General features: G+C 40.5%; 13 protein-coding genes. 10 read left to right on the plus strand and 3 right to left on the minus strand.

Features of this window, described 5'->3' with window-relative positions:
• Positions 1-33 precede the first annotated feature (33 nt).
• On the plus strand, positions 34-630 hold the full coding sequence (locus tag G6Q06_RS01100) for a formyltransferase family protein (protein WP_163565435.1): 597 nt from the start codon (positions 34-36) through the stop codon (positions 628-630).
• Entirely contained in the window at positions 627-1,778 is a 1,152-nt protein-coding gene (locus G6Q06_RS01105) for a cation:proton antiporter (RefSeq protein ID WP_205435723.1), read from the plus strand. Before G6Q06_RS01100 ends, G6Q06_RS01105 begins: the two co-directional genes overlap by 4 nt.
• A 17-nt stretch (positions 1,779-1,795) precedes the next feature.
• On the opposite strand, the gene G6Q06_RS01110 is transcribed toward G6Q06_RS01105, so the two are convergent.
• A complete protein-coding gene (locus G6Q06_RS01110; RefSeq protein WP_163565436.1) occupies positions 1,796-2,557 on the minus strand; it encodes an outer membrane protein in 762 nt (253 codons plus the stop codon).
• Between the two features lie 156 nt (positions 2,558-2,713).
• Here G6Q06_RS01110 and uvrA point away from each other — a divergent pair, with 156 nt between their 5' ends.
• The 8 genes from uvrA (at position 2,714) to G6Q06_RS01150 (ending at position 16,219) form a co-directional block, all read left to right on the plus strand.
• Positions 2,714-5,509 (plus strand): excinuclease ABC subunit UvrA, encoded by a 2,796-nt coding sequence (gene uvrA, locus G6Q06_RS01115; RefSeq protein WP_163565437.1) that lies wholly within the window; start codon positions 2,714-2,716, stop codon positions 5,507-5,509.
• 203 nt (positions 5,510-5,712) lie between these two features.
• Positions 5,713-6,162, plus strand: a complete 450-nt coding sequence (locus G6Q06_RS01120) for a cache domain-containing protein (protein ID WP_163565438.1) — start codon at positions 5,713-5,715, stop codon at positions 6,160-6,162.
• Between the two features lie 10 nt (positions 6,163-6,172).
• On the plus strand, positions 6,173-7,537 hold the full coding sequence (locus tag G6Q06_RS01125) for a methyl-accepting chemotaxis protein (RefSeq protein WP_163565439.1): 1,365 nt from the start codon (positions 6,173-6,175) through the stop codon (positions 7,535-7,537).
• A gap of 917 nt (positions 7,538-8,454) precedes the next feature.
• Positions 8,455-9,969: an outer membrane family protein gene (locus G6Q06_RS01130; protein WP_163534252.1), complete on the plus strand. Its 1,515-nt coding sequence runs from the start codon at positions 8,455-8,457 to the stop codon at positions 9,967-9,969.
• Positions 9,970-9,983: 14 nt separating this feature from the next.
• Positions 9,984-11,342: an outer membrane family protein gene (locus tag G6Q06_RS01135; RefSeq protein ID WP_163565440.1), complete on the plus strand. Its 1,359-nt coding sequence runs from the start codon at positions 9,984-9,986 to the stop codon at positions 11,340-11,342.
• Positions 11,343-11,366: 24 nt separating this feature from the next.
• Positions 11,367-12,875, plus strand: coding sequence for an outer membrane family protein (locus G6Q06_RS01140; RefSeq protein ID WP_205435726.1), 1,509 nt, complete (start codon positions 11,367-11,369; stop codon positions 12,873-12,875).
• A 212-nt stretch (positions 12,876-13,087) separates the two neighbouring features.
• Positions 13,088-14,761 carry an outer membrane family protein gene (locus G6Q06_RS01145; RefSeq protein WP_163534250.1) on the plus strand — a complete coding sequence of 558 codons (1,674 nt, stop codon included), beginning with the start codon at positions 13,088-13,090 and terminating at the stop codon, positions 14,759-14,761.
• A 96-nt stretch (positions 14,762-14,857) separates the two neighbouring features.
• Positions 14,858-16,219, plus strand: a complete 1,362-nt coding sequence (locus G6Q06_RS01150) for an outer membrane family protein (protein WP_163534337.1) — start codon at positions 14,858-14,860, stop codon at positions 16,217-16,219.
• 195 nt (positions 16,220-16,414) lie between these two features.
• Here the strand turns inward: G6Q06_RS01150 and G6Q06_RS01155 are convergent, their stop codons facing one another.
• Entirely contained in the window at positions 16,415-17,596 is a 1,182-nt protein-coding gene (locus G6Q06_RS01155) for a molybdopterin molybdotransferase MoeA (RefSeq protein ID WP_163563919.1), read from the minus strand.
• Between the two features lie 10 nt (positions 17,597-17,606).
• Positions 17,607-18,374 (minus strand): flagellar biosynthetic protein FliR, encoded by a 768-nt coding sequence (gene fliR, locus G6Q06_RS01160; protein WP_205435728.1) that lies wholly within the window; start codon positions 18,372-18,374, stop codon positions 17,607-17,609.
• Positions 18,375-18,443: the final 69 nt, after the last annotated feature.

The following is an 18,443-nucleotide window of genomic DNA, read 5'->3' on the forward strand; positions in this document are numbered from 1 at the left end:
GTGCTAACATACCCTAAAACTTAAAGGATATGCATGCAAGCTTTGCTAGATTCCCTGCCCTCCTCTTTGCTCAAAATTGGTATTCTTTTTAGTGGGCAGGGTTCTAACATGCAAAATCTCATAGAAACCTTGCATCTTAAACCCCTTATGCGTTTACAAAACAACCAACCTCTTATCTTAAAAGTAGAGATTTGCGCAACTAATAACCCTAAGGCTATGGGTATAAAGCGCTGTAAACAACTAAATATGCCCTGTGTGGTGTGTTCTAATGAAGAAGAGCTGTTTGAAATTTTATATCCTTGCCATTTGATTTGTCTGGCCGGTTTTAATCAGATTCTAAGTCCTAAGTTTTTAAAGCACTTCCTCACAATTAATATCCACCCATCTTTTTTACCAGAACACAAGGGCAAAGACGCGATCAAACAAAGTTTTTTGAGTCAAAAGGGCACGGGGGTGAGTGTGCACTTTGTAGAGGAGAAAGTAGATAGCGGGCCTATTATTTTACAAGAGGCTTTAGAAGTTAAAAAAGAAGAAAGTTTAGAGGATTTTGAAAAAAGAGTACATACACTTGAATACCAACTCTATCCTCAAGCCCTTTTAAAAGCCCTAGAATTGCGCTTTTTAACATGAGCGATCTTTTCACTTTAGCCACCATTGCGCCTTTAATTGTACTAGCGCCTTATATGAGTCGTCTGTTTAAAATGCCGGTGGCTGTTTTAGAAATTTTGCTAGGGGCTTTGGGGGTTTATTTTGGATTGATTAGATCTAATCATAGTTTTGACATGCTAGCTGAGGTGGGGTTTTTATTTTTAATGTTTCTTTGTGGCATGGAAGTAGACTTATACATGTTTAAACAGATTAAAAAGGCTGTTTTAAAAAGAATTTTTGGCTACTTTGCCATTTTGTATATCACCTCTACTCTCATCGTTTTAGGCTTGCATCTGCCTGCTCTTTATATTATTGCTTTGCCCATTGTGAGTTTGGGCATGATCATGACTTTAGTGCGCGATTATGGCAAAGAACCGCCATGGCTAGATTTAGTGCTTAAGGTGGGGGTATTGGGTGAGCTCACTAGCATTGTTTTACTTGTGGTGGTGGATGGGATTTATTTGCACGGCTTTAGCATGAATTTATACAGAGCCTTGAGCGTTTTACTTGTTTTCTTACTTGCTATTGCTAGCCTTATTAAAATATTTGGCATTTTGTTTTGGTGGTTTCCGGGGTTAAAAGCTTGGATCATGCCAAGTAATGAGGCCAATCAAGACATCCGTTTTACACTCACCCTTTTCTTTATTTTAGTAGGGATTGTAGCGTGGCTTAAGCTAGAAATGGTGCTGGGGGCTTTTTTAGCCGGTACACTAGTTTCTACCTTTTTCCCCCACAAACACGAATTATTTGACAAGCTTAATGATATAGGGTTTGGCTTTTTTGTCCCCCTCTTTTTTATCCATGTAGGCTCCACCCTAAACTTGCATTTAGTACTAGGCAACTACACCATCATCACCCATGCCTGTTTAGTCATGGTTGCCATGCTTTATTTGCACCTTAGCACCAGCTTTTTACTCTTTAGGACACATTTTAATAAGAGCAAAAGCACGGTATTATTCGCACTAAGTGCCTCTATGCCCTTAACCTTTTTGGTTACCACTGCTAGCGTAGGCTTGCGGGTAGGGGCTATCAACCAAGATACTTATTATTCTTTCTTGCTAGCTGCTATCTTTGAGGGGATTTTATTTACTACCCTCATCAAAACGCTACAAAAACAGCCCCTCCGTTAATTGCTATTAGAAAGATTTTAGAAAGTGTAGATATATCTTAGGTATAAAGAGTAATCGCGCTTCAAGCTGTAGTACAACCCTGCGGTTCGGATAAATTTATTAACCAGCATAGGCAACTTAACCCCTAGCTCTACACCATTGTGTTTATAAATATTGGTGCGAAAACCAAAGTTTAACCACACATTAAAATTCCCATGGCTAGGTAAGCCTGCCAAAGAAGCATAAGGGTCATGGGCGCGAATAGCAGCTTTCCATGCATTAAGAGCGCTAGATTGCCAAGTATTACCTCCAATGGCAAAGCCTGCAAACACACCCACACTCGCATTTTTGCGATCAATAAAGTTACCTAAAGCATCAACCCCGATACCATAAGCAGTCATGTTTAAGACAACATTTTGATCATAACCTACCAAACTATATTGTGGCCCCAAATCAGAAAGCCCATAATCAAAGAAGCCATAATAGCGAATACCTGCCCACTTAGTTTTAGCATTGGGGACTTTGAAGAAAAACTTTTGACCAATCATCACGCCAAAGCCATTCATAGCCCCATTGCCATACTTAGCATGCCAACTTACATTCCTGCCCTGCCAGTTGTTGTATTTAGGACCCGTTCCTGGAGGGTAACTTACCCCACCTTCTGTTGTGTTGTAAAGATTGGTATTCATTCTGCCTTGCCCAATCTGATAACCAACCCCAACAAATGTACCATTCTCTTCTGCCACCAGAACCCCCATTACCCCAAAGGCTAGAGGGACACCGAGTAGAAACTTTCTCATCACTATCCTTTAACACCATAATCAAAAATTAAGTTAGACTGCGATCATAACATGTTTAAACTCAGAAAACAAGAATTTTTGTATTTTTTTATTCTAAGAACTCACTCTTGTAAAATCGGAGTATAATACGAGGCTACTCCACCATAAAGAGTTTCTTTGCTAGATCACATCAAAATCTACGGCGCTCGGGAAAATAATTTAAAAAACATCGATCTAGAAATCCCTAAAAACCAATTCATTGTCTTTACGGGTCTGAGTGGTTCGGGTAAGAGTACTCTAGCCTTTGATACGCTGTATGCAGAAGGGCAACGGCGCTATTTAGAATCGCTTAGCAGTTATGCGCGCCAGTTTTTAGACAAAATGGGGAAACCCGCTGTGGATAAAATTGAAGGCTTGATCCCGGCAGTAGCCATTGATCAAAAAAGCACTAGCAAAAACCCGCGATCGACTGTGGGTACAATCACTGAAATTTATGACTATTTGCGCCTACTTTTTGCCCGCATTGGATCGCAACACTGCCATAACTGCGGTGCGCCTATTAGTTCTATGCGTGTTAGCGATATTTTAGATCAGATTCAACAAGATTTTAAGCAAGCAAAAATCCTCATTCTTGCCCCCCTTATTGAAGATAAAAAGGGTAGTTTTACAGATACTTTAGAGGCCCTGCGCCAAAAGGGTTTTGTGCGCGCCCAAATTGATGGGGTTTTAGTGCGTCTTGATGAGCCGCTTAAACTAGCCAAAAGTAAAAAACACACCCTTAAAGTACTCACCGATCGCCTAGAGGTGCGAACCGAAAATCAAGCGCGCATGGCACATGCTATAGAAAAGGCGTTAGCTGAGGGGTTTGGGCGGGTAGAAGTTTTGGATTTAGAGAGCCATAAAAGCCGCCACTACAGCGAACATTTGGCCTGTTTTAATTGTAAAATTAGCTTTGAACCTTTAGAGCCCTTGCGTTTTTCATTTAATTCGCCCAAAGGGGCATGTGAGGAATGTCTAGGGCTTGGTACTAAATTAGGGCTAGATATTCATAAAATTCTTGATCCAAATAGTCCCTTGCAAGAGGCTACCCAAATTCTAAGCCACAACAACTATTACAAGGCGCTTTTTGAAGGGTTTTGTTTAGCCAATCATTTAGACCCCTTAAAACCTTTTAACCAGCTTAGCCCCACACAACAAGAAGCTTTTTTGTATGGCAATGGTAAAGAAATCCGTTTTTCTTGGAAACAAAAGAGTTTAGAAAGGCCTTGGCTTGGCATTGTCCAGATTGCCTATGACATCTTTAAAGATAGCCATGATTTGGGACAATACATGGGCGAAAAAATTTGTCCAAGTTGTCAGGGGCATCGGCTTAAACCCTCTTCTTTAAGCGTACAAGTTGCTGGGCTTAATATCTCTCATTTTTTAGACATGCCCATTAGCGCCGTGTATGCTTTTTTAAAAGAGGAAGGGCATTTTAATTATTTAAACCCGCAAGAAAGGCGCATTGCTACACCCATTTTAAAAGAAATTATGGAGCGGGTGTTTTTCTTAGTAGATGTAGGGTTAGGCTATTTGACTTTAGGCCGTGATGCACGCACACTAAGCGGAGGAGAAAGCCAGCGTATCCGCATTGCTAGCCAAATTGGAAGCGGTTTAACCGGGGTGCTTTATGTGCTAGATGAGCCTAGTATTGGTTTGCATGAAAAAGACACCCTTAAGCTGATTAAAACCCTTAAAAATCTCCAGCAAAAGGGCAATACACTTATTATTGTAGAACACGATAAAGAGACAATCAAGCAAGCAGATTTTGTGGTAGATATTGGACCAAAAGCGGGTAAGCACGGCGGGGAGGTGATTTTTAGTGGCAAGATAGAGGCGCTTTTAAAAAGTAGCCACCCCACCGCCCTTTATCTACAAGGGCTTAAAAACATCACCCGCCCGCCTCATATTCTAAAGAAACCCGCGCATTTTTTAGAGCTTAAAGAAGTTAATCTGCATAACATTAAAAACTTGCAGGTGAGAATTCCGCTAAGCCAATTTGTCTGTGTAACCGGGGTAAGTGGGAGTGGGAAAAGCTCTTTAATTTTACAAACTCTCTTGCCCCTTGCACAAGAGCGGCTTAATCACGCTAAAAAGGGGGTTGTGAGTGGGCTATGTGAGGGTTTGGAGCATTTAGACAAGGTGATTTATTTAGATCAAGCCCCCATAGGCAGAACCCCAAGAAGTAACCCAGCCACCTATACAGGCGTGATGGATGATATTCGTGAGTATTTTGCCCAAAGCAAAGAGGCTAAGATTTTAGGCTATAGCGCAAGCCGTTTTAGTTTTAATATCAAGGGGGGGCGTTGTGAGAAATGCCATGGCGAAGGAGAAATTAAAATTGAGATGCATTTTTTACCCGATATTTTAGTGCAGTGTGATAGCTGTAAGGGGCATAAATATAACCCCCAAACCCTAGCCATTAAAATCCGCAATAAATCTATCGCTGATGTGCTGGCTATGAGTGTGGAGGAGGCGCTAGAATTTTTTAGTAAAATCCCTAAAATTGCGGGTAAATTACAAACACTAATTGATGTGGGTTTGGGCTACATCACTTTAGGGCAGAGCGCGACGACACTAAGTGGAGGCGAAGCCCAGCGTATTAAACTAGCTAAGGAACTTAGCCGCAAAGATACCGGTAAAACCCTTTATATTTTAGATGAACCCACAACAGGACTACACTTTGAAGATATTCAACTTCTTTTAAATGTTTTGCATTCGCTCGTAGAGTTAGGTAATTCTATGGTGGTGATTGAACACAACTTAGATATTGTGAAAAACGCGGATTATATTATTGATATGGGCCCTGAGGGGGGGGATTTAGGCGGGAAAATTATTGCCACAGGTTCGCCAAGCACTTTAGCTAAAAACCATTCTAAAACAGGGAGTTATACGGGAAAATTTTTAGCACAGGAGTTAGGGCTAGACACATAAGATATAAGACTCCATTATATTTTTTATATTTTCATTATAACAAAGCTGAAACTTACTTTAAAAAGCTTTTGGTGCCAGAGTGGCTCAGACTTAAGATTAGCTTGGATATTATTTTATATATTATCTAAGGCTTTTATATGGGTTTTAAAACTAGAATTTTATTAATTTTAGCGACTTTATTATTCGTTGCTTTTAGCATAATGATGTTTGTTGTTAACATTGTTGTCAGTTCTAATATCACTAAGGCAATCCGCCATTCCTCAGATGCAGCTGTTACTCTTATTTCTTATTCTCTCAAAGAGTGGAATGACTCTATGAGTAGTGCATTAGCACACACCGTGAAAGATTTAGAACAAATAGAGTTTACAAATATCCCTAGTGTTATTAAGGTTTTTTCCCTTGTACGCGATGGGTTAAATGCTGAAAATGTTTATGTAGGCCTTGTAGATGGGCGCACAATTGGCACGATGGGGCAAGTTCCAAAGGGTTATGATCCTAGAAAACGCCCTTGGTATCAAGAGGCTATGGCTAAACAAGGGTTAGTTATTAGCGATGTTTATAAAGACATGTTTACTAAAAAAATAACCCTAACCTATAGTATTCCTATTTTTAAAAATGGGGCTTTAGGAGGGGGTACTAGCCGCAGATATTAGTTTAGAATCTATGGCTAAAAATGGGCGTAGATTTGATTTTAATGGCGTACGCGTCCATGTTTTAGATAAAAAAGCCTTTATCATCCGTTCCTCTAAATTTAAAGCCGGTTCTAATTACTACAACAGCCATTCTTACCCGGGAGGTAAAGAACTTACAGATACCATTTTTGCTAATAAGAGTGGTTTTATAGAACATAACGCTCAAGGGGTGGAAAAGTTTTTTGTCTTCACCACAGTGCCGGGTTTGGAGTGGAAGATTTTAGGGGTGATCAATAAAGAAGATGCGTTTAAAAACCTGAGGGGTTTACAGACTCTTTTGTTTGCTATTGCTATTAGCGCGATTTTGTTAATCTTAATGATACTCTTTGGGGTGATTCATATTTTCTTTAAACCTCTGATTAATTTAAGAGATTTGATTAAAGAACTTGTCTTCCAAGAGGGTGATCTCACTAAGAGACTCAGCGTCAAGGGCAAAGATGAAATTGCCAATATTTCTTATAATATCAATGCGTTTTTAGAAAAAACACAGGGGGTTGTTTCTCAAATTAAAGAGGTTAGCTCTGAAAATTCTCATATTGCTACAATTTTACAAAAAAGTTCTGAGGATGCAAAAAATTGCGCAGAAAAAGAAACAGAAAAAATTGCCTTAGTACTTAAAAATGGCGATAAAATCATGGGGCATATCCACACGGGAGCCAGTAGCGCGCAGCACAATAACACAAATTTAGTTTCAACTGGAAATGCCCTAGAAGAAGTGCGCACCAAAATAGAAAGCTTTAGTACCCATTTGGCAAATAATGCTAAAACCAGTGTAGAACACTCCAATAGATTAGAGCGTACCTCTCTAGACACACAAGAGATTAAAGGGGTATTAACCATTATTGAAGAAATTGCCAATCAAACCAATTTATTAGCCCTTAATGCGGCTATTGAAGCGGCTAGAGCCGGTGAACACGGGCGCGGGTTTGCGGTGGTGGCTGATGAAGTTAGAAAGTTAGCTGAAAAAACCCAAAAATCTTTAGGAGAAATCCATAGTAGCATTAATGGTGTGGTGCAAAGTGTGAATGATATTAGCCAAGATTTAAATAACAATGCCCAAGAGATTGTAAAAGTAAGCCAAGACGCTCTTAATTTGCAAGCAGTCGTAGATGGCAATGTTAAGAGTATCCAAACTATCATTGGCGCCACTGTTGAGGATGCAAAGGCTTTTAAAGAGGTTGCCACCCTCACACAAGGAATCATCACAGAGATTTATAAAATCAGTGAATTAAGCACGACTAACCAAAAAAATATCCAAGCGGTTTCAGAAGCTAGCGTCTCTTTAAACAAAACAGCCGATGTTTTTAACCATGAACTCAATAAATTTAAAGTTTGATTTTCTCACCACTAGCTAAAAACCTAACTCTAAAAAGAAGATCTATAAGATAGGCTGTAGGCTTTGATAATTTAATCCCCTAACTTTTAAATGCGGGGGTTAACTTTAGCAGTGGTTGTATTTGGCTTGTTTCTGTGTTGAGAAGATTTGGTTCTTACTTTGTGAGCAGAGATTTTACAAGGAAATAGTGGCATTTATTCCACCCGCTAAAGATGAGTGGGATTTCTAGCTATCAAAACTTTAGGCTTAAAATTCGTGGATTATTTTTGGTGGAAGTTATTCTATTTTCTGCCGTTTTTTCCATTTAGATAGATTCGCGTTATAGCTTTCTAGCTTGGTATTTTGGGATTTTGACACACTCCCCGCGCGTTAAGCTTGCAGGATAGCGAGTCCTTACTCTGGTGGCTATAGCACAAAACTTTTAGCATACCACTTATGACGCTGGTGCTAAATTAACCTTAAAAGTACACTCAAAAATTAACTTTAAGCCTTTTTAGTAGGATTTTAGATAATCTAAACCACACTTTTTCCTAAATCTATCAACCTCTAGTTGTCTCATCTTGAAACTTTATTATGAGAATAGTTAAACATTTAATATTTTTTGCTATTATCACACGAGAGTAAACGAATATAAAATTTACCGATTTGAGGAGGTCTTGATGGAAAATCCAGTAGTTTGGCTAAAAATTTGTTTAGAGTTGACCTTCTCTTTTATTATTCGTATTAAAGAGAGCTATGCAATTACCACCTTTCACGCACAGCAAGGGATTTTTAAAAGGCATCTCTTGATGTGTTTAAGGGGTTGTCTGATGATGCGGTAGCTAAAATCAAAAGCATTTGGAGGTGTTAGAGAGTTTCAAGTTGGGCTTGTAGAGTCCTCCCCTGTGTAGGGTTGTTATATACTATGGAGAATTGTGATGAGAAAAGCTATATTGCTTTCCAAGAGTTTGGTCGCCTTTTTAGGTTTGTTGTCTGAAACTAGCGCCTTTGATTTGCGCAATCTTGAATCTTTTGCCAAATTTAAAGCGGGTACGGAAATGTTTTCTAAAATAGGGTTTAACAACAAGCCTATTAACACTAACAAAGGTCTCTATCCCACTGAAACCTTTATGACGGTCGTGGGTTATCTCCAATTAGATTTTCCCGAGCTTTTACCCAAAAGTTCAACAGCCAATGGACACCATATGTCAGGGAGTTTAGGGGGCTTTGCTGGGGGGCTTGTTTATGATGGCACAAAAGACCTCATCAATGAAGCCACAGGTAAGCCTTATGGGGCTATGAACTGGAACTACTTTGGCTATTTTGCCGGATTAGTTGGGCAAAAGCCTTGGGGGCAGTGTTGGTATGGCGCTGGAGGGGGCAATGAGTCTAAATATGTGGGCTTAAGTGCAGCGCAATTACAGGCAATGTCTGATGCTACAGTGATTGGTGGGGTTAATGCGGCTGATTGTGTGCAAGGTTATGCGCATAATACCCGCGATTATGTGATTTATAACGCCTATATTGACTATTCCTATAAAAATATCTTTAGATTCCGCGGAGGCCGCTATGAATCCCCAGCAGACTACATGAGTGGTTATACGCAAGGGATAGACATGACCTTAAATTTAGGGCATTTTAAGTTTTGGTGGTTTAGCTCCTTTGGACGGGGTTTTGCCTATAACGAGTGGCTTTATAACTTTTACTCACCTAAAACCTATGTTTTAGCTAATGGTAAAAAAATCAACCCCGGGGTGCATGCTTTCTACATCACATGGAATTATAAGGGTTTTAGCATCGTGCCCTTTGTGTATTTCTCACCTGATAATGAATATAGCCCTTGTTTTACTCTCTTGTATGATAGTAAACCAAACTTTAAGGGGGTGGGTTGGCGTTCTCAAACCGATATTACGGTTTTAAACCCCTTTTATGCTAAACGCTTTTGGAACACTTACCAATTTGGCATGATCTCTAGGGAAAACGCCCATAGTTTGATGATCAAACAGCGCTTTGACTACAACAACTACAACTTTGGTGGCGGGATTTACCAAAACTTTGGCAATGCTAACTGGATGATTGGCTACCATGGTAACCGCTTGGGTTTTGACTTTTGGACTAACACCGTTTATGCCAATACGCTTAACTCCCTCTCTTATATGATGGATTCTAATGCCTTTACGGCTTTTCTCTTTGGCGGGGGTGTGTATAAAAAATTACTCTATGGTTTTATCGGCCGTTTAACCTATGGGCCTAGAGCCAATGAACAAAGCTTTGCGGTTAACTTTGGTTACCAATTTTCTAAACACTTTTATGCAGATATTAAGGTGGAGTTTTATAACCAACTCATGCACAGAGGTTATAAAATTGGCTGGAATGGGCCTTTCTTACCCGATCAACCCGGTACCGATCAGGATAGAAGCCATATTTTTACAGAAGTTAAAGTGAGTCTTTAAGATCAAGAGGGTAGATGCGTAAGGTTAGTTATGGGAGTGCGTTTTTTTATGCGTGTTGTGTGGGCTCTTTGGGGGCATTTGATTATAAATTTAGTAGCGTGGCTGAGTCAGTATCTAAGGTGGGTTTTAACCATTCGCCGATTAATTCTAAAAAAGGCATCTTTCCTACTGAGAGTTTTGTAACTTTAACTTTTAAAACCCAAGTGGATAGCACGCTTTTTAATAAGGGCAATCATAAAGTGAGCGGGGGACTTGGGGGGAGTATTGGCGCTTTAACTTATGATGACACCACCACGCTTATTGATCAAAGCACGGGTCAGGTTTATGGCTCTAAACTCACTTATTTTTATATGGGGCGTTGGATTGGTTTTTTAGGTAATGCCCCTTGGAAAAAATCTAATGTAGAAACCACCCACCATGCCCGCCCTTATGTGCTGTATAACGCCTTTTTACGCTACGATTATAAAAATATTTTCAGCATTATTGCCGGGAGATATGCCTCCAAAGCGACATTTATGAGTGGGTACACGCAAGGCTTTGAAGTCTCTTATAAATTCCCCTCTTTTTTTAAATTGCGTTGGATTAGCTCCTTTGGGCGCGCTTTAGCAGTGGGTGAATTTATAAGGCCGTGGTATTCTCCGGTTACTACGACAAATAAAAAAGGGCAAGTGGTTAATTTAGGAATCCACGCGGTGGGGTTAAATTATGATACCCGCTATTTTTCAGCCGTCTCTTTTGTCTATTTTTCTCCTAACACCTACACCACCCCCGGTTTTAAATTGTACTTTAATAGCAACCCGCTTTTTGATGGGATTGGCTTTAAATCACTCACCACCATAACCGTGATTTTTCCTATTTATGATCCCCGTGTTTATGATAGCTGGTATCGTGGTTCTATGTATGGCAAATGGGCTAGTAATATTTATATCCGCCAACGCTTTGATTACGATCAATATAACTTTGGCGGGGGGTATTTCCAAAACTTTGGCAACCCAGCTGCTAAGATTTTCCAATACGGAAGCCCTGTTGTGATTGATTCGCGTGATGATAGCGTTTATGGCGGATTGATGAATAACATGCTCTCGCCTAATTCTATCACCGGCTATTTATTTATGGGTGGGGTTCATAAAAAGATTTTTTGGGGTTTGGTGGGTAGATTAACCTTTTCACCCAGAGCCAACGAGCAAAGCCTAGCGTGGAATTTAGGGATTAAATGGAGTCATTACATCTCTACTAATATTAAGATTGAATATAACGAAGTAGACACCCACAAGGGCTATAACATCGCTAATTGGTACACATTAGACCCAAGCGTGGGTGCTACGCATCAAGATAGGAGTTTTTTAATGACAGCAATCAAAGCGCAGTTTTAAACCATTCTATTTTAAGGAGATCCAATGGCTTTAGATTTTCATAGACATTTGCGGTTTTCTTTCCTTTCTCTAGGTCTTTTTTCTCTTTCACAAATTAATTTTTTAGAAGGCTATGATTTTAAAATCACAGGCCGGTTAGAAAACTTTTCTAAAATCGGGTTTAACCATTCTGCTATCAATACCAAATACGGCATTTATCCAACTGAAAGTTTTACAGATATTGTCGGGTTTGCTCAAATCAAAATAGGGCTTTTGCCTAAAGCCATAGAGGAAAATGGGCATACACTTAGTTTTAGTTTAGGCGGGACGATGGCAGGTATCCCTTATGATGGCACGAAATATTTAAAAGATCAAAACGGGCAAATTTTTGGCTCAGTGGTGCATAATTTCATCGGGGGTTATCACGGGTATTTTTATAATAAGTATTTTAATCAGGTTTCAGGGGCTTACCATGCAAGACCTTATGTACTAGATACCGCCTTTTTACAATATGATTATAAACATATCTTTGGGTTTAAAATTGGGCGTTATGAAGCCAATATTGATTTTATGAGCGGGTCTAACCAAGGCTTTGAGTTTTACTACAAACCTACAAGAAATCTTAAGCTATGGTGGTGGAGCTCTTATGGAAGGGGGCTAGCTTTTAACTCTTGGCTTTATCAATTCTACGCCACCACTACCTATAACCAACCAAATGGCACTAGGGCTAACTATGGCTGGCATGGCATCACCGCCACTTATGATTATAAAAACTTAAGCGCGCAGGCTTTCTTTTATTTTTCTCCAAAGACTTACAACGCCCCGGGCTTTAAACTCATGTATGATACGAATAAAAATTTCCAAAATGTGGGTTTTCGCTCCCAAACGCTCTTAATGGTTACCATACCCGTTTATGATTCAGGTTGGTACAATTCTAAAACCCACACTTGGAGTATCTGGGATGCAGTGAGTAATGGCACAGGGGCTTTAGGCCAAATCATTGGCAAATACGGGGTTACTTTAAATATCCGCCAAGTTTTTTGGTGGAATCACTGGTCTGTTATTTTAGGGCTTTATAATACTTTTGGTAACTCAGATGCCTATTTAGGAAGCCACACCATGCCAATGGGGAATAACACCTCTTATGTGAACAACTATGTAAGCGCAAGTACTGTCGGGTATGACTTTTGGGATAACACCGCTTATGACGGCCTAGCCGATGCGCTAACCAATGCTAACACCACAACCATTTATGGCTCTGTGGGTAGCTTTTATAAGAAATTTGCATGGCATATTTTTGGTCGGGTGAGTAATGCTAATCATAACGCTCAAGGCCATTTAGGCCGCGCAAATGAGTACTCAGCCGCGCTTAGTTTAGACTATGCTTTTACAACTTCAGTTTTTGTACACTTCAAACTAGAATACTACGGCGCATATATCCATCAAGGCTACCAAGTGGGCTATTTTGGTAAGCCAGAGTATAACAACCCTGATTTTAAGGCTAATTATCAGGATCGTAGCCACATCATGACCAATATCACTTTGAAATTTTAAGAGAAATATTATTAAAGCGCTTAAGATAATATTATTAATGTTTGTTAAATTAGAAAAAATTGGTTTTCATTTAAGAAAAAAAATATCTAAACTATATTAAAATACGCGAACACAATCATGGTCTCGGGCATAGCTCGATTGGAGTTTTTGCGAGCATGTTCTGTGTAGATTTCATCTCGAGGTTATACCGTTATTATGAAAAGGCAGCACCTATGAATCAAAAAAATAAACAGACAAAGCCAGAAGGTGGAACTAGCTGTTGGGGTAAGTGGGCTAGGGGTGCCCGTAAGCTACGCAACACGCTCACGCCCGCTTTGCTCGTCTCTTCTTCTTTTGGGCTTTCTGGTTTGGACGCTCTGAGTTATGAGGTCCATGGGGATTTCATCAACTTCTCTAAGGTGGGGTTTAATAACTCCCCGATTAACCCAGTCAAAGGGCTTTACCCGACTGGTACTTTTGTGGAGTTGACAGGTAAGTTAGAAACCACTCTACACTTAGGTAAAGGTTGGAGTGCAACTGTTGGGGGTGCTCTTGGTGGCATGCCCTATGATAGTACGCGTTATGATAAATACGCCAATGATATTCAAGTCCCACAGGCTTGGAAAAATGCAGCAGCAGATTGTCATGACAACAGCGCCGGGGGCTTTTGTATTCCCTTCTGGGGCTCTGCTAACCAAGTTGGTACTTATCAGTACGCAATGGCACATGGCGGCATAGCTGACCCTCGCGGGATTGGCTATATGTTTATGGGTGAGTGGAACGGGCTTTTCCCAAACTACTATCCAGCTAGTGCCTATACTCCCGGTCAATCACGCCGCTATGAAATTTATAAGGCTAATATCCAATATAAAAGCGATCGGGTTTGGATGATTTTAGGGCGTTATGATACCACTCAGGTTAAAGACATTGACTGGTTTTATCAATTAACGCAAGGTTTCTATGGGATGTTTAAGCTGACTAATAAGCTAACCTTCCAAGTGTTTAGCTCCTGGGGCCGTGGTATTGCTGACGGGCAATGGATGTTCCCAATCTATCGCGAAAAACCTTGGGGCCAACATAAAATCGGCTTTATTTATCAAGTGAATAAGCACTTCTCTATCCACCCGCATGTGTGGTTCTCTCCAGAAGTGTTTACCGCTCCAGAAATTAAAATGTATTATGACACCAACCCAGAATTTAACGGACGGGGTTTCCGCTCACAAACAACCTTCTATGGTATGTATGTTTATCAGTGGAACAACGCCAAATACGGCCGTTATGCGCCCGCTCGTTATAACTCTTGGGATCCTTTCTTAGATGGTGGCAAATGGCGCGGTTTACAAGGTCCGGGCGGTGCGGTTATCTTGATTAAAGAACGCCTAGACTTTAACAACTACAATGTTAGTTTTGGTATCTACGATGCCATCGGTAACCCGAACCAAAACATCGGTACATATGGTAACCCAGTGGCTATCGACGGCGTAGAACAATGGACAGGTGGTATCTACTCATTAGGGTTTGCATCCATCAACAACATCACCGACGCAGACGCCTTTACTGCGTATGCAAAGGTTGGTGCGGTGTATGGTAAATTTGACTGGGAGTTGGCTGAAAGATACACCACAGCTCCTCGTGCAGATGGTCAAGCTCTAGCGTTGTATTTAGACTACCAATTTGGCAAACATATTTCAGCGGGTATCAAGCTTGAATGGTTCTTGCAAGTGATTCGCGCGGGCTATAACCCAGGTGTGGGCTTCTTAAGCTATATGGGACAACCTTTAAGTTTGAATACAGGTCTGTTCTCTGCGGCTGGCTTTGCACAGGGTCCGCAAAATACTGGTGGTATTGCTCATACAGTGGCACAAGATCGAAGCCACTTGATGACTCACATCAGCTATAGTTTCTAGTCTTTTTTTCTAGCTTAAGGAGAACTTCTCCTTAAGTGTGTTGTTGCTATAATACGCCCCGTTTTTATAACTCCATCCAAGCAGGTTCCCATGCAAATGCAAGTTAGAGAGAATATTACGAAGTGGCTTGTTTTTGTGCTCCTTGTCCTTGTAATTGATCGTGCTTTGGCCTTTGACATGAGCATTAGCGGGAAACTGAGTAGCTATACCAAGTATGGCTTTAATAACCAAAAATACGATCCGTCTAAATTTATTTATCCTACAGGGAGTTATACCTCCCTTTTGGCTGAAATGAATATCAGCATGGATATTTATAAGGGCTTGCATGCTGAAGTAGGCGGCATGCTTTCAGCTTTGCCTTATGACTCAACCGCTTATCAAGGCAATAATATTCCTCCGGGTCAGCCCGGGGGCCCCGGAGATTTCTACCAACATGATGGCGGGATATTTTGGGAATATATTGGTTGGTATGCCGGGCATAGTGGTTTACATGTGCAAAAACCGCGTTATGCAATGGTGAATAACGCCTACATTAGTTATGATTATAAAGGCATTTTTGGCATTAAAGGCGGGCGTTATGAACTCTCAGATTATGACTGGTTTACCTCTTTTAGCCAAGGGGTAGAGGGGTATGCTAAGTATAAGGATATGAAACTACGCGTACTCTATTCAGATGCGCGTGCTTCTGCTTCAAGCGACTGGTTTTGGCCTTTTGGGCGTTATTATACTAGTGGCAAACCCTTAATGATTGCCGATTTTAAATACCAACACAAGGGCTGGAAAATCAACCCCTATTTTTACTCCATTTTTGGGCGCATGAATGCTCCCGGGATTAATATCACTTATGATACTAACCCTAATTTTAGAAATAAAGGGTTTAGATGGGTGGGTACTTTTGTGGGGTTTTTCCCTTTCTTTCCTCCCTCAGGGCGTGGCTATGATATGATCTTGTTCCAACAAGAAACAATGGGTAAGGCGGGTCAAACTCTTTTTTTCCGTTCTCGCTTCTACTATAACAAATGGATTTTTGGGGGGAGTATTTATAAAAATATTGGCAATGCCAACGGGGATATTGGGATTTATGGGGACCCTCTTGGTTATAACATCTGGACAAATAGTATTTATGATGCCGAAATTAACAACATCGTTGGTAAAGATGCCCTTAATGGATTTTTATATTTTGGATCGCGCTTCCATGGCATTACTTGGAAAGTTTTAGGCCGTTTAACCACCTCACCGCGGGCAAATGAACAAAGTGTTGCGCTCTTTTTGGGGTATTTTTTAAGCCGTTATAATCTGAAGTTTGATCTTAAATTAGAGTACTACAACAATATTACCAAAAAGGGCTACTGCATTGGTTATTGTAACTCTTGGGGAACTGTCCCTTTGCCCCGCAATGTTGACTCTGATCGTAGCCACCTTATGTTTACCATTACCTATGGTTTCCAAATTCTTTAAGAATAGAAATTTCGAGTAAGGCGTGGGGGTTTGGAGTGCTTATTTAGTGATTTGTAGTACAAAACCTTTTGCTTAAAGCTAGGGCTTATAGCGCGGGTGGCAAGTTTTACCCTTGGAGTAGAGTCTGTGAGAACGGCTAGCTAGCTAGCCTATGATGATTCTCTTAATCTGCTAGCTTAACGCGCGGGGGGTGTGTCAAAAGAGCAATAGCACCTCAGCGCTTTGTACGGGTTCTTCTACTTGGTGGATACAAGCAATGGCATTAGAGGCGCTAAGCGCATTAATAGCCCCCGCGCCGTAAGTGTTATTTTGATAGGGAGTGAAGACTCCCCCTTGTAATTGCCCTAAAATTAAATGTGTGCGTTTGCCTTTTAAAATAAGCGGATTTGCTAAAGTGGCTTTAAAAGTAGTTGGTTTAGCCAGACTAAGCGCTAATCTTTCCAAAACAGGCAACACCAAAGTTAAAAATGTCAGCGTACAACTCAAAGGATTACCCGGCATGCCAAAGATAATTTTTTGCGAGAGACTAGCTAACATGATAGGTTTACCCGGTTTAAGCTTAACCCCATGGTAGTGGATTTGTGCGCCCATTGATAAAAGCGTCTCTTTAAAATAATCCTTATCGCCCGCACTCACACCCGCACTACTAATAATCACATCATGATCTAAAGCTCTGATTAGGGCTTTTTTTTGTGCCTCAAGATCATCTTGCAAATAGCCTAAATGCATTGGCTCAAAACCATGTTTTTCTAAAAGATTGCATAAAATAACCCCGTTAGTATCATAGACTTGGTGTTTTTGCGCATGCCCTCCTAGAGCTATGATTTCATCGCCGCTACTAAAAACCCCCACTCTTAAACGCCTAAAGACGCGTACAGATACAACTCCTTGCGAGGCTAATAAAGCAATATGCCCGGTTGATAAACGCGTGCCTTTTATTAAAATCAAATCCCCACTTTTGATATTTTCACCCTCAAACCGGATATTATCCCCTTTTTTAAAGCCTTGTGGGGCGTGGGCATGCGTGTCTGTAAAACTTTGCATTTTTTCAAAAGGTACAACTAGTTCCACGCCTTTAGGGATAGAAGCTCCTGTCATGATCTTAACGCAGGTGTGGGGGGGTAATTCTAAGGGCGTTACATCCATGCCCGCATAAATGCTATAAGCAATGGGTAAAGATTTTCCTAAATCCTCTAAGTACAACCCAAAACCATCCATAGCCGCATTGCTTACTTTAGGTAGAGGGTCTTGTGCATAAATATCTTCTGCTAAAATGCGCCCTCGTGCCTTATTTAAAGCAATGGGTTTACTTTCTAAAGGTATTAAAGGGAGTGTTAATCCCAAATCTAGGGCTTCTTGAAAACTAATTAAATCCATAGATATTCCTTTAAAAGAGAGTTGTCAGTACATGGAATGCCTGTAATAATTGCTCTTTAAAGCGGTGCATAATAGAAGCCATGATTAAAATAAGCCCTAATAGAGCAATGGCAATTTTAAGCGGAAAACCAATAGCTAAGAGATTAAATTGCGGGTGGGTTTTCATGATCATGCCAAAGACAATATCGCCAAACATAATAATGGCTAGGATAGGAAAGGCCATGCTAAAACCTACCATGAACAAATGCCCTAAGGCTTGCATGCTGGCCTGTGCTATGTGATTTGTAAAGACAAACCCCCCTAAAGGAATTTTTTCTAAACTGTGCTGTACCCATAAAATGATTAAATGGTGCATGGAGGTTTGTAGCATGATTAGAATAGCTAAAAGCAAAACAACCTGCCCTACAATGGCCTTTTGTGCCCCTGAGATTGGATCATAAGCACTAGCCATAGTTAAACCCATAGAAAAACTAATGGTATCTGTAGCAAAAGCAATGGCGTGGAAAACCACTTGTAAAAAAAATGAGGCACATAGCCCTAAGAAAAACTCCGCACAGCAAGCGATTAAAAAAGTTTCTGCTGTGGTGTATAGTGGGGGGTGGGGTAGAGTGGGATAAAACACAAGGGTTAGAAAAAAACTAAGAGCCCCTCTTATAGAAACAGGGATAAGATTATTATCAAAGAAAGGAAAGAGCGCGATCACCCCACTTAAACGCAAAAACAAGAGTAAAAACCCCTCTACATTTTGATCGCTCATGTAGGCTAACCAATCTAACATGTAAGCATTATAGCGCATGGATTTTAACGGGTATTCTCTCTTGGGCTTATTATTAATCATTTAGTGTTA

Source organism: Helicobacter suis, from assembly GCF_902196135.1.
In the GTDB taxonomy this organism is placed as follows: Bacteria; Campylobacterota; Campylobacteria; order Campylobacterales; family Helicobacteraceae; genus Helicobacter; species Helicobacter suis_A.

Excerpts from the sequence above, each read along its gene's own strand:
- G6Q06_RS01100 (WP_163565435.1), top strand. The coding sequence starts at position 34 with ATGCAAGCTTTGCTAGATTCCCTGCCCTCCTCTTTGCTCAAAATTGGT.
- G6Q06_RS01105 (WP_205435723.1), top strand. The coding sequence starts at position 627 with ATGAGCGATCTTTTCACTTTAGCCACCATTGCGCCTTTAATTGTACTA.
- G6Q06_RS01110 (WP_163565436.1), bottom strand. The coding sequence starts at position 2,557 with ATGAGAAAGTTTCTACTCGGTGTCCCTCTAGCCTTTGGGGTAATGGGG.
- G6Q06_RS01120 (WP_163565438.1), top strand. The coding sequence starts at position 5,713 with ATGTTTGTTGTTAACATTGTTGTCAGTTCTAATATCACTAAGGCAATC.
- G6Q06_RS01125 (WP_163565439.1), top strand. The coding sequence starts at position 6,173 with ATGGCTAAAAATGGGCGTAGATTTGATTTTAATGGCGTACGCGTCCAT.
- G6Q06_RS01130 (WP_163534252.1), top strand. The coding sequence starts at position 8,455 with ATGAGAAAAGCTATATTGCTTTCCAAGAGTTTGGTCGCCTTTTTAGGT.
- G6Q06_RS01135 (WP_163565440.1), top strand. The coding sequence starts at position 9,984 with ATGCGTAAGGTTAGTTATGGGAGTGCGTTTTTTTATGCGTGTTGTGTG.
- G6Q06_RS01140 (WP_205435726.1), top strand. The coding sequence starts at position 11,367 with ATGGCTTTAGATTTTCATAGACATTTGCGGTTTTCTTTCCTTTCTCTA.
- G6Q06_RS01145 (WP_163534250.1), top strand. The coding sequence starts at position 13,088 with ATGAATCAAAAAAATAAACAGACAAAGCCAGAAGGTGGAACTAGCTGT.
- G6Q06_RS01150 (WP_163534337.1), top strand. The coding sequence starts at position 14,858 with ATGCAAGTTAGAGAGAATATTACGAAGTGGCTTGTTTTTGTGCTCCTT.
- G6Q06_RS01155 (WP_163563919.1), bottom strand. The coding sequence starts at position 17,596 with ATGGATTTAATTAGTTTTCAAGAAGCCCTAGATTTGGGATTAACACTC.
- fliR (WP_205435728.1), bottom strand. The coding sequence starts at position 18,374 with ATGTTAGATTGGTTAGCCTACATGAGCGATCAAAATGTAGAGGGGTTT.